Raw genomic sequence first — 13,922 nt, 5'->3', positions numbered from 1 at the left:
AATAAAGGGTGGGTATCGTGACGCAGTTTATTTCCACAGTGGTTGAAGGCCGGACGGGAATCATCGAACTCGACCGTCCGAAGGCGCTGAACTCCCTCAATCAGGAGATGATCACGGGGATCCGCGAGGCCGTGGACGGTTGGTTGGACGACGCCGCCGTCGAGCAGATCCTCATCCGTTCCAGCAGCGAGCGGGCGTTCTGTGCCGGGGGCGACGTCCGGTCCGTGGCTGAAGACGACGCCGCCGGTTTCCACCAGTCCGGTGACGAGTTCTTCGAGGAGGAGTACGGGCTGAATCGCCGCCTGGCCACCTACCCGAAGCCCATCGTCGCCATCTGGCAGGGCGTGGTGATGGGTGGCGGCTTCGGGATCTCCGCCCACGGCTCCCACCGCGTCGCCGGGCCCAAGGTGCTGGCTGCGATGCCGGAGGCGGCCATCGCTTTCGTTCCGGACGTCGGCATGACCCACCGCCTGAACAACCTCACGCCCCCGGAGGGCTACGCGGAGCAGCTCCCGGAGGCCGGGGCGCTGGCCGTGTTCCTCGGAACCACCGGGTGGCGGATGAATAGCGCCGACCTGCTGGCCACTGGGCTGGCAACGCACTTCGCGCCCGATCCGCAGGCCTTTGGCGATGCGGTGGGGGCGAAGGGGCTGGCCCGCGCGCTGCGGGAGGATGCTCAGGAACCGGCCACGGCGCTCGCCGACAGCGTGGCGGGTGAGCCATCTACGCTCATCGCGAATGCGCAGCTGATCAGCGAAATCTTCGGTGGGGAGTCCTGGCTGGAGATCGAACAGGCGCTCGCTGCAGCCAGCGCCCCGGACGAGGCGGGGGAGAAGTTCCTCGCAGATGTTCGCGCGGCGGTGAAGAACGCCAACCCGACCAGCCTGGTGGCGATCACCGAGATCATGCGGCACGCTCGCCACACGGATCTGGCCACCGCGCTGCGCAACGAGTTTGCGGTGGGAGCTGCCCTGCGGCGCGAGCCCAATTTCCCGGAGGGTATCCGGGCAGTGCTGGTGGATAAGGATCAGTCTCCCCACTTCGAGCCCGCGGCTGCCGCCGACGTGGACCCAGCCGTGTGGCGGGAGATGCTGGAGTCTTAACCCGGCTTAGTTGGCGCCGAAACCACGCTCCAGGCGGTCGAAGCCGGTGTCGAGGATGTCCTCGAGCACCTCTTCACCGGCGTAGCCAGGGTTATTGGCGATCTCGGTGGCCGCGTTGACCATCGCCGTCACCGAGTTGATCAGCAGGTGGATCTCCACGAGGCTGAGCGCGCCATCGCAGTAGCGGTGCACCGCGTGGGTCAGGCTGCCGAAAAGCTCGAGCAGCACGCCCGTACCCTCGCGATCCATCTGCACCGTCATGTGCTCACCCAGGGAGGACGCGAGGTTAATCGCGGGCAGCGGGTTGTCGCCCGAGGTCATGATCTCGTGGGTGATTTGGCGGAGCAGCTGCACCGGGGTTAGCCCTGGCTCGGTCCGATCGATCCACTCGGCGATCTGGTGCACGTAGGTCTCGATGAAGTACAAGAACGCCGCGTCACGGTTGGGGAAGTAGTTGTGGAAGGTGCGGGAGGACACCCGGGCGCGCCGGGTGATCGCCCGGATGCTGGCGCCGTCGGAGCCCTCTTCGAGCATGAGCTCGGCCGCCGCACGGGCGAGGGCGTCACGGGTATCCGCCTTCTTCCGGTCCCGCAGGGTGCGTAGCTTCTTCGCAGCGCCATCGACGACCAATGGCCGCTGGCCCTCCGAGCCCCCGCCGAGGGGAGAGCGTGAGCTGTTCTGTACTGTGCTCAACTCGAACCACCTAAATGACTAGCTTCTTGCCCTTATGTGCGGGGCAAACCTTATCGGGATTTTCCCTGTCTGGTGCAAAACTACGTGAAATTCTGTTCATCAATGATAGCCGAATATGTAGCTGCCCTATGGAGTAAGGAAACTTTCATTGATTGCTGTTCGGTAACGGGGGTAGCTCATAGGGCTGCGGGGGCGGTGACTACGAGTGTTAGGGCGGGGAACACAGCCGTCAGGGAAGTTCGGCCATAGGGGTTCTAAAGGGTGTTCAAAATCACGAACTGCGGGCACCCGAGAATGCGCGTTGTCAGCTTGTTCCCAGTATTCTATTAACTATGAATAATGCCATCGCCTTTCAGGGACCGCACAACCCCCATCCGAAGAAGCTGAAGAAGAAGGCTTATGAAAAGGAGCTCAAGCGCCTGCAGGCTGAGCTCGTCGAGATGCAGCAGTGGGTCGTCGAGACCGGAGCCCGTGTCGTCATCGTCATGGAGGGGCGCGATGCCGCTGGTAAGGGATCGGCTATCAAGCGCATCACCCAGTACCTTAACCCGCGCTCCTGCCGCGTCGAGGCGCTGCCGGCGCCGACCGAGCGCGAGAAGGGCCAGTGGTACTTCCAGCGCTACGTTGAGAAGCTCCCCACCGCCGGTGAGATCGTGATCTTCGACCGCTCCTGGTACAACCGCGCTGGCGTGGAACGCGTCATGGGCTTCTGCACCACCGACGAGTACCGCCGCTTCCTGCACCAGGCCCCGATCTTCGAGCGTCTGCTCGTCGAGGACGGCATCATCCTGCGTAAGTACTGGTTCTCTGTCTCCGACGAGGAGCAGTACGCGCGCTTCACCTCTCGCCTCGAGGATCCGCTGCGCCGCTGGAAGCTCTCCCCGATGGACCTGCAGTCCATCACCCGTTGGGAGGATTACTCCCGCGCCAAGGACGCCATGTTCGTCCACACGGATATCCCCTCCGCCCCGTGGCACACGGTGGAGAGCGAGGACAAGAAGCGTTCCCGCGTGAACGTCATTGCCCACCTGCTGGATTCCATCCCTTATCACCGCATCGAGCGCGAGCTGCCGGAGATCCCGGAGCGACCGGTCTCCGAGTCCAACTACCAGCGCCCGCCGCGCGAGGAGTTCCGCTACGTGCCGGATTACGCCGCCAAGCTCGAGGTCGATGAAGAGCCCAAGGGCAAGGACTCCAAGAAGTCCTAAATTCCGCCGATGGGGTAGTGGGCGCGTTGTGCTAGTAGCCTAGGGCGTCATGCTGCATGCCGTTTCCTTCGCGCTGGTTGATTCGCTCAACGCGCTGCTCATCGGAGTCATCGTCGCCCTCGGCGTGATGCTGCCGCCCGCCGCGCCCTATCGGCGCATCGCCGCGCTTGTGGTGGGCGGGGACTGGCTCGGCGTGCTTGTTCTGTCTGTGGTGACCATGCTGGCGTTCGACGGGCTCGGCGACGCGGTGACCCGCGCGCTGGAGTCCCCGGTCTTCGCCATCGTGCTCATCGCTATCGGTGTTCTCACCCTTGTGCTGACGCTGCGCAGCAAACCAGGCGCCGAGCAGTCCCAGCTGCTCAACCGGATGGTAGGACCGCTGACTACCCCGTCCGCCGCGACCTTCGGCCTGGGCTTTCTGCTCGGCGTGATCCAATCCGCAACCTCAGCGCCCTTCTTTACGGGCCTGGCCTATCTTTCGGCCGGGGATTATTCCGCAGTCTTGCGCTACGTCGGGCTGATTTTCTACGCCAGCCTGGCGCTCAGCCTGCCCGCTGTGAGCGCCGTGTTCGTGGGCCTCGTGCGTGCTTACCCGAACGGTGCATTCGGCTCGGCGATGGCAGCCATGCGCGAGCGCAAGGCTACGATGGCCAAGGCTGCCGGCTACTTGGTCGCCGCCGTCCTCATTCTTTTCGGCGCCTCGCTGTTGCTCTAAATTTTTTTTGAGGACGTCAACGGCCCCGCTGCAGCAAAGCAGCGGGGCCGTTCGTGGTTCCGGCTGGGCAGCAGTCTTGCTGTCGCGCCCATGCCTCACCAGGGGTGGCTAGTCTGCGACCAGCGTCTCCAGGGTCAGGTCCGGGAATTCCTTCTCGATGAAGGCCAGCTTCCACTTATCGCCGAACAGGGCAATGAGCTCGCCGTCGCCGCGGGTGAAGATCTCCACGCCGCGCTGGCGTCCCAGCTGTGGGGCAGAGGCCTCGTCGGTGCGGCGGGCCACCGAATACGGCACCGGCTCGGTGACGGTCTCCACGTTGTACTCCGCGGCCATGCGCCCCTGCATCACTTCGAACTGCATCGGACCGACCGCGGCCATCACCGGGGCGGCGTCGCCGCGCAGGTCGTTGCGCAAGATCTGAACAACGCCCTCGGACTCCAGCTGCTCCAGAGCCTTGCGGAACTGCTTGTACTTGCCCAGGGACTTCGCGCGCAGCGTTTGGAAGTGCTCCGGGGCGAACTGCGGCATCGGCGGGAACTGCACCTTCTTGCTGGTGTAGATCGTATCGCCCGGTGCCAGCGCACCTGCGTTGACCAGGCCGATGATGTCGCCCGGATAGGCGGTCTCCACCGTCTCGCGGGTCCGGCCGAACATCGTCAGCGCGTGCTTGGAAGAGAAGCTGCGGCCCGACTGGGCGTGGGTGACCTGCATACCGCGCTCAAACTCGCCGGAGATGATCCTCATGAACGCCAGGCGGTCGCGGTGGTGGGCGTCCATGCCGGCCTGCACCTTGAACACCACGCCGGAGAAGTCATCCCCGGTATCGCGGAACTCCTGCACCGCGGCCGAGGCGCCGGACTGGGCGGCCAGCGCCTTCTCGTCGGATGCTCGGCCGGCGGGGGAGGGGGCCAGCGCGCACAGGGTGTCCAGGATCTGGTGCACGCCGAAGTTCAGCATCGCGGAGGCGAAGATCACCGGGGAAGTCACGCACTGCAGGAAGAGCTCCTGATCGTGCAGTGCGCCGTCGGCGGCCAGCAGCTCGGCCTCCTCGACGGCGGTCTCCCACGCATCCCCCTCGCGCTCCGCGGCTTCATCCGGGGTGTAGTGCTCCTCCGGCGCGATAGTCGAACCGCCGGCGGTGCGGGTGAAGTGGATGTACTCCTCCGCGTTGCCGTCCTCGTCGATACGGGCGAGTCCCCGGAAATCCCCGGCTTCACCGACCGGCCAGAACAGCGGGGTCGGCTGCAGGTCGATTTCGCTGACGATCTCCTCCACCAGGTCCAAGGCGTCCCGGCCCACCCGGTCCCACTTGTTAATCACCGTGACGATGGGCAGCCCACGGGCCTTACACACCCGGAACAGCTTCAACGTCTGCGGCTCCAGACCCTTACCGCCGTCGACGAGCATCACCGCGGCGTCCACGGCGGAGAGCACGCGGTAGGTGTCCTCCGAGAAGTCCGCGTGGCCCGGGGTATCCACCAGGTTGATGACGTAGGGCTCGCCCTCGTGCCCCTCCGGTGCGTAATCGAACTGCAGTGCCGAGGAACCGATCGAGATGCCGCGGTCCTTCTCCATCTCCATCCAGTCGGAGACGGTGGACTTGCGCCCCGCCTTGCCGTGCACCGCGCCGGCCTCCTGGATGACGTGGGCGTGCAGCGCCAGCGCCTCGGTGAGGGTGGACTTACCGGCGTCTGGGTGGGCGATGACGGCGAAGGTACGGCGTCGGGTGGCTTCAGCAGCAGCGTGGGCGTTCATGAGTACCCAGGGTAGCGCCCCACAAGCCCCCAGCCCGAATTCCTCCAGCCGCTGGGCAGGAGGCGGGGCCAGTGGGCTAAACTTTCACACCATGTCCAGCACTGACCCCCAGTACATCGCGATCGATACGGTCGTGCCCGCAGTACTTGGGATCGTGCTGATGATCTTGATCTGGGCGACCCTGCGCTCCATGCTGGTGCTCTCCTCGGAGAACCGGATGCTGGGGGTGCGCATCCCCCGGATTAAACGCCTCAACCCTGTTGTCTTGGCGGCGAAGTCCGACTTCAAGAAGGCCAACACCCGGGTGCTGCTGCTGTTCGCCATCGCGGTGCTGATCGCGCTGGCACAGGAGGCGCACCGCCTGGTGCTGTGGGGTTGCGTGGTGCTGCCCGTGCTCCAGATCTGCGCGGGCTTGTGGTTCTGGGCAAAGGGGCGCCGAGCCATCCGGCAGGAGCGCCGGCTCTCGCGATGGTGGGAGATCGGCGACGAGGACGCGGACTTCGCGGACGCGGAATCGGCCTCCGAGTCCGCCCGCCAGCAGTACGCCCACTATCAGCAGCAGCCCGGCATCGTGCCCCGCTCCTTTGACCAGCTGGTGTACCCGAAGTCCGCGGGCTGGTTGTTTATCCTCGCTTACGGTGTGGTGGTCGCCGCCGGTGTGGTGGTGTGGTGGAACACTGACGTGCACAGCGGCCGGGAACTGTGGCAGGTCTACCGCACCCCGTTCTGCGCGGCGCTGCTGGCCCTGGTGGCCTTCGTCGCTTCCTACTGGCTGAGCTTTTACAACCCTTCGGCTCCCGGTCAGCGCCGCGGCTCGGAGCTCATTGTGTGCATGGCAAGGCTGCAGCGGGGGATCGCGTTGTTGACGCTCATCGGCCTCATCGTGGTGAACGTGGGCGTGATCACACCAGTCGTTCCAGCGCTCTCCGATTACGCGGATATGCTGGGCATCCTGCGGGTCGCCGGTTGGGTGTGCGTCGCCGTCGTGGCCACTGTGGATATCCTCTGGCCTGCGCTGACGCTGTTGAGGCTGCGCCAGAAGGCGGCGGAGAGCCAACGCTCCTAACGCCCCGGGGGAACTGGCCACCTGGCCGGGGATGGCGGCGCCGCCGAGAGAAAAAAGGGGGCAACACTAGGGGTGGAATCCCACTTTCAATCCCAAGACAATTAGGGTTTAGGGTGGTTAATCTTTGCCCCTTTAATTTTTGGAGGTCTCATGTCCGCTTCTGCGTCCATCGACAAGCAGCAAGCTGATTGGAACGAGCGCGTCGCCCTGGCGGAAAAGATGATCCCGCTGCTCGGGCAGCTCCGCCGCGAAAAGAACGTCGTGACGTCCATCTTCGGTCGCCAGCTCATCAACGTTGCTGAGACCGACATTCTGAAGCAGCACCGCTTCGCACGTCGCATCACCAACAACGACCTGCCGATCGCGCACACCATGCCGATCCTCGAGCGCATCGCAGAGCTCGACCTGAACACCGTCGCTGCGGACCTCGGCGCCCTGGCCACCGCATTCGAGGACAAGGGGGGTGACTTCGGGGACACTGCAGCCATCGACGAGTTCCTCAAGGAGCAGTTCGCCGACGTCATCGGTACTCGCGGTGACACCCCGACCACCGACGTCGTCCTCTACGGATTCGGCCGCATCGGTCGCCTCCTGGCCCGCATCCTGCTCGCCCAGAGCTCCGAGAAGGCCGGCCCGCGCCTGCGCGCCATCGTCGTCCGTAAGAACTCCGAGGACGACCTGCAGAAGCGTGCCTCCCTGCTGCGCCGCGACTCCGTCCACGGCAGCTTCGACGGCACCATCTGGGTCGACGAGGAGAACAACGTCATCTGGGCCAACGGCACCCCGATCCAGGTCATCTACGCCAACAAGCCGGGCGAGATCGACTACACCCAGTACGGCATCGACAACGCCATCGTCGTCGACAACACCGGCGTGTGGCGCGACCGCGAGGGCCTGGGCCAGCACCTGCAGGCCAAGGGCGTTGCCCGCGCGCTGCTCACCGCACCGGGCAAGGGCGACATCAAGAACCTCGTCTTCGGCATCAACCACACCGACGTCGACCTGGACTCCGAGGACGACCGCATCCTCTCCGCCGCGTCCTGCACCACCAACGGCATCACCCCTGTGCTGAAGGTCGTCAATGACAAGTGGGGTGTGGACCACGGCCACGTCGAGACCGTCCACGCCTTCACCAATGACCAGAACCTCATCGACAACTTCCACAAGGGCGAGCGCCGCGGCCGTGCCGCAACCCTGAACATGGTGCTCACCGAGACCGGCGCTGCCAAGGCCGTCTCCAAGGCCCTGCCGGAGTTCGAGGGCAAGCTGACCGGTAACGCCATCCGCGTCCCCACCCCGGATGTCTCCATGGCCGTGCTGAACCTCAGCATGTCCCGCGAGGTCACCAAGGACGAGGTCAACAACTACCTGCGCGACGTCTCGCTCGTCTCCGAGCTGCGCCCACAGGTGGACTACATCGACTCCCCGGAGGTCGTCTCCACCGACTTCGTCGGCTCCACCCACGCTGGTGTCGTCGACGGTCGCGCGACGATCGCTGCTGGCAAGAACCTGGTGCTCTACGTCTGGTACGACAATGAGTTCGGTTACTCCTGCCAGGTGGTCCGCATCATCGAGCAGCTGGCCGGCGCCCAGCACATCGTGGTGCCTGCCCGCACCGCACTGGACGCCCTGGACTAAGGAGCACTCCCGGGGCCGTGCTAGGCCCCATAGCGAGCTGAGGGCCCGCGACCGAATAGTGGTCGCGGGCCCTTTCACGTCTGCCTGCTAGCGGCTACGCCCGTGGATCTCATTCTGGGCGATCGCCACCCCACGGCTCACGATGAGCCGCACCGCGTCCGCCGCGTCCCCCAGGGATAGTGGCAGCCATTCGAGCTCTTGTTTGCTGAAGGGTTTGAGCACGAAACTCGCCGGGTCCATGCGCCCCGGGGGCCGGCCGATCCCCATCCGGATGCGCACATAGTCCCGGGTGCCCAGCGCCTGGGTGGTGGACTTCAGCCCATTGTGGCCGTTCTCCCCGCCGCCGACCTTGATACGCACGGCCGCTGGGTCGAGGTCCAACTCATCGTGGATCACGATCACGTGCTCGGCCGGGATCTTGAAGAACTTCGCCAACGCCCCGATCGCCCCACCGGAGAGGTTCATGTAGCTGCGGGCCCGGGCGATGATGACGGACCGCCCGTCGATCTTCGTCTGGCAGATCAGCGAGTTGGTGCGCTTGTGGGCACTCAGCGTGCCCGGCATGGGCGTGAGATCATCCAGCAGCTCGTCCACCGCCAGGTAGCCGATGTTGTGGCGCGTGGTCTCGTACTGGGCGCCCGGGTTACCGAGCCCAACGACGAGCCACGGGGCATCCGCGCTGCCAGCAGCTTTCGGGGACTTGGGGGAGGAGTTCTTCAGCTTTCCACACACAGTTGGAATCCTTCCATAGAAAGACCCGCCGCGCTGGGGTGCAAGGTATGGTTCATACCTCGTGCCCGGCGCAGCGGGTGAGAGTTGCGACCCCCGGCGGTGAGCTCGCGCTCAGCGGTCGGCGTGCAGGGGAGGGGATTAGTCCTCGGACTCTGCCGGTGCCTCGGCCTCTTCGCCGGCAGCAGCGTCCTCGCCCTCGGCAGCAGCCTCGTCGTCCTCAGGCAGCTCTTCCTCCTCCGGCTCGACGATGTTGATGACGAGCTCCTCGGCGTCGGAAACCAGGACAGCGTTGGACGGCATCTTGACGTCCTTCGCCAGGATCTGCTCGCCGATCTCCAGGCCGTTGATGTCCAGGACGATCTCTTCCGGAATGTCGAGGACGTCCACCTCGAGCAGCAGGACGTCGACGTCCTGAACAACCATTGCACCCGGTGCCGGGAGGCCCTCGTGGATGACCGGAACCTCGACCTCGACGCGCTCGCCGCGCTTGACGTTCAGCAGGTCAGCGTGGTCGATGTCCAGGGTCAGGACGTTCTGGTCGATGGCCTTGACCATTACCAGGTTGTCCTCGCCGTCGATGTTCAGCTCGAACACGGCGTTAACACCCTCGTTGCGGACCAGTGCGTGCAGGTCCAGGGTGTCGACGTGGACGTGAACCGGGTCCAGCTCGTTGCCGTAGACAACCAGTGGGATCCGGCCGTCGCGACGCAGGCGACGGGATGCGCCCTTACCGAACTCGGTGCGCAGAACGCCTTCGATACGAGTCAATTCAGCCATGAGTGCTCCTTAGAGTTAAGAAGTTGAAGTGTAAATATTGCGGTTGCCACTGCTTTTCTCTTCGCCCGGGATCGTTAACCGGAAAAGAAAAAAGCCGCGGTTTCTCGCGGCGGGTGTCCACCCCGCCCACGTGAAGCCCCTCGAATACAAGGAAGCCGCATGGCCGGGTAGTTCATCGCGCCGATAACGGCCAGCTTGTTTAAGAGCCAGCCCTCGCCGAGATCGGCACCAATCTTACAAGCTGGAAGGTGGTGGGCGCAAACCCCTCCGGGGAGGGATTCGGGGCAGGTCGCGGCGTGGTTTCCGAATGGCTGCGGCCGCGCGCTGGCCTAGGCGTCGAAGGTGAACTCGCGGTATTGCCCGCCATCGCGCTCGGCGCAGGCCCCCGCAACCTTGCCGGACTGAGCGATAGCGTTTCGGTGGCAGTTAAAACCGGTACTGATCTCTGCCGGCCCGCTGCCGGATTCCTTGCTCAGGTATTCCTTCAACGTGGCGCGCATCGTGTTGCAGTCGCCATCGCCGCGAGACAGCCGTGGGGTGAGCTTCTCGCCACCCTTGCCTCGGACTGGGGCACAGGTTCCGCCCAAGGGTTCGGCGCTGCCATCGATGTAGATGTGCTTCGAGGTGATCCGCATGCTGTGTGGCTCGGAGCTATTCGGCTTGCGACCCGCCCCCTTGGTTGCGTGGCACTCGAGATCCTTGGATCCTGCGGTGCAGGTGACCTTGCCGAAGGTGACGCGTTCCCCGGGCTTGAGCGCGCGGGGCTCGCCGTGGAGCCACCCGCCGCCACTCGGGTCCATGGAGTGTCGGGTGAACCAGAACATGCCCGACGTGGCAGGCGTCAGCGTGATGATGTTATCGGGCTGGGCCTCCACACCAGAAGCGGGGGAGGAGTACAGTCCCGGCAGACGACTCTCCACGTTGGAGCAGTTGAAAGTCCCAAATCCGTTGTTCCCGGGCTTGGAGATGCAGTGGATGTCCAGGTGCTCCACGGTGAAGATCTTCGTGTAATCGGAGCCGTAGCGGAACTCGGAGGCGGGCACGTCCCTGACTCCCTTGCCGCGTGGCTCAGGAGCCTCCCCGCCGGAGTCCTCGTCCTCCTCGTGATCCGCGGACTTCCCGGAGCCCTTGCCTCCCGTCGGCTTCGGGGCCTTGCCCGGCTTCGTGGTGGTCACCGTCACCGTCGGCGGGCCGGAGGCGTCGTCATCGGACTGGAGGCTGGAGCAACTGCTCAGGGCGAGCAGACCGACGACTAGAACGGCGGGGATGGCGGAGCGACGCATAGAAACCTCCACTGCATGCCGGGAGGGGCAGGGGCCGCCCGGCATAAGGAACGTGATCGAAGCTAAAGATTAGCTGAGAGGTCGCTCGGGGTCCTGCTAAACCCGCCCTGCAACAGCAAAACACCCCCGGTTCCGCCCACAGGCGGGCGGAAACGGGGGTGGAGCGCGCAGGCAGGCGCAGGGGACTACTCGAAGAGAGTGGTCACCGAGCCGTTCTCGAAGATCTCGTGGATCGTCTTTGCCACCAGCGGGGCCACGGAGAGAACCGTGAGGTTATCCCAGCCTTCGATGCTCTGCGGCAGGGTGTCGGTGGTGATGATCTCACGGGCACCGCACTCGCTGAGGCGCTCGCGGGCCGGGCCGGAGAAGACACCGTGGGTCGTGGCGATGATGACGTCGCCCGCGCCGGCGTTCTTCAGCACCTGGACAGCGCCAGCGATGGTGCCGCCGGTGTCGATCATGTCGTCCAGCAGCACGCAGGTGCGGCCCTCGACGTCGCCGACCACGCGGTTGGAGGTGACCTTATTGGCCACGTCGATGTCGCGGGTCTTGTGGATGAAGGCCAGCGGGGCGCCGCCCAGCTGGTTGGCCCACTTCTCGGACTCCTTCACGCGGCCGGCGTCCGGGGAGACAACCACGATGTTGTCCAGGTTGTAGTTCTCCTTGATGTGCTTGGTCAGGATCGGCAGCGCGTGCATGTGGTCGACCGGACCATCGAAGAAGCCCTGGATCTGGTCGGTGTGCAGGTCCACGGAGACCAGGCGATCCGCGCCGGCGGCCTTGAACAGGTCAGCGACCAGGCGGGCGGAGATTGGCTCGCGGCCGCGGTGCTTCTTGTCCTGGCGGGCGTAAGGGTAGAACGGGAGGATCGCCGTGATCCGCTTCGCCGAGCCGCGCTTCAGGGCGTCGATCATCAGCAGCTGCTCCATCAGCCAGTCGTTCAGCGGCTGTGGGTGGGACTGCAGGACGAAAGCGTCGGAGCCACGGACGGACTCCTCGAAGCGCACGAAGATCTCGCCGTTGGCGAAGTTGCGCGCCGTGGTGGGAGTCAGCTCGACACCAAGCTCGCGGGCTACTGCCTCACCCAGCTCCGGGTGCGCACGACCCGAAAACAGCATGAGGTTCTTTTGGTTGTCGATCCAGTGAGTGGTGGACACAGATCAGCCTTCCCGAGGATTTGTTTTCTTGTGTTCGCCGGTACGTTGCCGCCCGTCGACCCTTGCGCAGGATCTTTGAGGACGCCACCCGCTCGCCGCAGTGACCAGCTTTACATGAACTGATGATAATTGCCCTGGGTTTAAAGAACCAACGAGGGCTAGGTCTACTGCCCCTGCTCCGGGGTCTCACCTTCGGGCTGCGGGGTAGCAGCGTCGCTAGCGGCGCGTTGCGCGGCCTCCGCCGCCGGGGTGCCGGGGCGGCGCTTGACCACCCAGCCCTCAATGTTTCGCTGCTGACCACCGGAGACGGCCAGGGCGCCGGCGGGGACGTCCTCCTTGATGACCGTGCCAGCCCCGGAATAGGCGCCATCGCCGACGGTGACCGGCGCGATGAACATCGTGTCCGAGCCGGTGCGCACGTGCGAGCCGATCGTGGTGTGGTGCTTATTCACCCCGTCGTAGTTGACGAAGACGCTGGATGCCCCGATGTTGCTGTACTCGCCGATGGTGGCATCACCCACATAGGTCAGGTGCGGCACCTTCGAGCCACGCCCGATGGTCGCGTTCTTGGTTTCGACGAAGCCACCCAGCTTGCCCTCCTCACCGAGTTCCGTGCCCGGGCGCAGGTAGGTGAACGGGCCAACGGTGGCGCGGGCGCCGATGGAGGAGCTCAGGGCGTGAGTGCGCACCACGGATGCGCCCTCGCCAACGGTGGTGTCCTGCAGGGTCGTATCCGGGCCCAGGGTGGCGTTATCCGCAATCCGGGTGCGACCCAGCAGCTGGGTACCCGGCAGGATCGTGACGTCCTGGCCAACCTGGACGTCCACGTCGATGCGGGTGCTGTGCGGGTCCACGATCGTCGCCCCGCCGCGCATCGTGCGCTCCAGCACGCGGCGGTTGAGCTCCTCGCCGGCGCGGGCCAGCTGGACTCGGTCGTTCACGCCCGCGAGCTCCGCGGGATCGTTGGCGGTGTGCGCGCGCACCGGGTGGCCGTCGGCCCGTGCGATGGAGAGAACATCGGTGAGGTAGAGCTCGCCCTGCGCGTTATTCGTGTTCAGGCGGCTCAGCGCATCGCGCAGGATCTCGGCGTCGAAGGCGAAGACACCGGAGTTGACCTCGGTGATCGCGCGCTGTTCCTCGGTGGCGTCCTTTTCCTCGACGATCTGCATGACGTCGCCGTAGTCGGAACGCACGATGCGGCCATAACCGGTGGGGTTAGCCTGCTCGACGGAGAGCACCGTCACCGCGGTCGGCACCTCAGTGTGGGAACGGTAGAGCGCGGTGATCGTCTCCCCCGTCAGCAGCGGGACGTCGGCGTTAGTGACGATGACGGTGCCGTGGAAGTCCGCCAGTTCGTTCATCGCGCACTGCACGGCGTGTCCGGTGCCGTTCTGCTCCTCCTGGACGGCCAGGTGGATCTCACGGCCCAGGTCTTTAGCCACCTGTTCGCAGGCCGGGCCGACCTGCTCGCGGCCGTGCCCGATCACGGCCACCATGTTGCTTGGCTGCGCCCCCGCCGCGGCGTGAAGGCTGTGGGCCAGCAGCGTACGTCCGCCGATGGCGTGCAGGGTCTTCGGCGTGGCCGACTTCATGCGCGTGCCGGCGCCCGCAGCGAGGATGACGACGGCCAGATCCGGGCCCGCAGAAGTCCCACCAGCTCCCGTGGTCTGGGTCTCCGTTGGCTGGTCGGTGGCTTGGTTCCTGTTCGGAGTGCGCGACACGGCGGCAGCCCCTCCTTGAAAATCGGGTGTGGACGGTCTTGGTCGTACACCAGCATAACTGCCGTGCCGGACAA

The 13,922-nt window shown here is 65.2% G+C and carries 12 protein-coding genes; 5 read left to right on the top strand and 7 right to left on the bottom strand.

What is annotated here, in order from left to right; all coding sequences use genetic code 11:
- The first annotated feature begins 17 nt into the window (after nt 1-17).
- Nucleotides 18-1,103: a 3-hydroxyisobutyryl-CoA hydrolase gene (locus QP413_RS03810; protein ID WP_284780698.1), complete on the top strand. Its 1,086-nt coding sequence runs from the start codon at nt 18-20 to the stop codon at nt 1,101-1,103.
- 6 nt (nt 1,104-1,109) lie between these two features.
- Here the strand turns inward: QP413_RS03810 and QP413_RS03805 are convergent, their stop codons facing one another.
- Entirely contained in the window at nt 1,110-1,796 is a 687-nt protein-coding gene (locus tag QP413_RS03805) for a TetR/AcrR family transcriptional regulator (protein WP_284780697.1), read from the bottom strand.
- Nucleotides 1,797-2,128: 332 nt separating this feature from the next.
- Between QP413_RS03805 and ppk2 the strand changes: the two genes are divergently transcribed.
- On the top strand, nt 2,129-3,004 hold the full coding sequence (gene ppk2 / locus QP413_RS03800) for a polyphosphate kinase 2 (protein ID WP_284780696.1): 876 nt from the start codon (nt 2,129-2,131) through the stop codon (nt 3,002-3,004).
- Between the two features lie 49 nt (nt 3,005-3,053).
- A complete protein-coding gene (locus QP413_RS03795) occupies nt 3,054-3,719 on the top strand; it encodes a hypothetical protein (RefSeq protein ID WP_284780695.1) in 666 nt (221 codons plus the stop codon).
- A 108-nt stretch (nt 3,720-3,827) separates the two neighbouring features.
- Here the strand turns inward: QP413_RS03795 and QP413_RS03790 are convergent, their stop codons facing one another.
- Entirely contained in the window at nt 3,828-5,474 is a 1,647-nt protein-coding gene (locus QP413_RS03790) for a peptide chain release factor 3 (protein WP_284780694.1), read from the bottom strand.
- A 91-nt stretch (nt 5,475-5,565) separates the two neighbouring features.
- Between QP413_RS03790 and QP413_RS03785 the strand changes: the two genes are divergently transcribed.
- On the top strand, nt 5,566-6,540 hold the full coding sequence (locus QP413_RS03785; RefSeq protein ID WP_284780693.1) for a hypothetical protein: 975 nt from the start codon (nt 5,566-5,568) through the stop codon (nt 6,538-6,540).
- A gap of 150 nt (nt 6,541-6,690) precedes the next feature.
- A complete protein-coding gene (locus QP413_RS03780; RefSeq protein ID WP_284780692.1) occupies nt 6,691-8,178 on the top strand; it encodes a glyceraldehyde-3-phosphate dehydrogenase in 1,488 nt (495 codons plus the stop codon).
- A gap of 87 nt (nt 8,179-8,265) precedes the next feature.
- Here QP413_RS03780 and pth read toward each other — a convergent pair whose 3' ends face one another.
- The 5 genes from pth to glmU all read right to left on the bottom strand — a co-directional run bounded on the left by pth (nt 8,266) and on the right by glmU (nt 13,848).
- The gene (gene pth / locus QP413_RS03775) at nt 8,266-8,910 is read right to left on the bottom strand and encodes an aminoacyl-tRNA hydrolase (protein ID WP_284780691.1); all 645 of its coding nucleotides are present in this window, start codon (nt 8,908-8,910) and stop codon (nt 8,266-8,268) included.
- 138 nt (nt 8,911-9,048) lie between these two features.
- On the bottom strand, nt 9,049-9,687 hold the full coding sequence (locus tag QP413_RS03770) for a 50S ribosomal protein L25/general stress protein Ctc (RefSeq protein WP_012359831.1): 639 nt from the start codon (nt 9,685-9,687) through the stop codon (nt 9,049-9,051).
- Nucleotides 9,688-10,016: 329 nt separating this feature from the next.
- On the bottom strand, nt 10,017-10,970 hold the full coding sequence (locus QP413_RS03765) for a hypothetical protein (RefSeq protein WP_284780690.1): 954 nt from the start codon (nt 10,968-10,970) through the stop codon (nt 10,017-10,019).
- 185 nt (nt 10,971-11,155) lie between these two features.
- Nucleotides 11,156-12,127 (bottom strand): ribose-phosphate diphosphokinase, encoded by a 972-nt coding sequence (locus QP413_RS03760; RefSeq protein ID WP_284780689.1) that lies wholly within the window; start codon nt 12,125-12,127, stop codon nt 11,156-11,158.
- Nucleotides 12,128-12,291: 164 nt separating this feature from the next.
- Complete coding sequence (gene glmU, locus QP413_RS03755; RefSeq protein WP_284780688.1) at nt 12,292-13,848, bottom strand: bifunctional UDP-N-acetylglucosamine diphosphorylase/glucosamine-1-phosphate N-acetyltransferase GlmU; 1,557 nt, start codon at nt 13,846-13,848, stop codon at nt 12,292-12,294.
- Between the last annotated feature and the right edge of the window lie 74 nt (nt 13,849-13,922).

The sequence above is a fragment of the Corynebacterium sp. UMB4614 genome (assembly GCF_030217065.1).
Classification (GTDB): Bacteria; Actinomycetota; Actinomycetes; order Mycobacteriales; family Mycobacteriaceae; genus Corynebacterium.
Note: the sequence above shows the minus strand (reverse complement) of the source record. Positions and strands in the feature narration are given on the sequence as shown.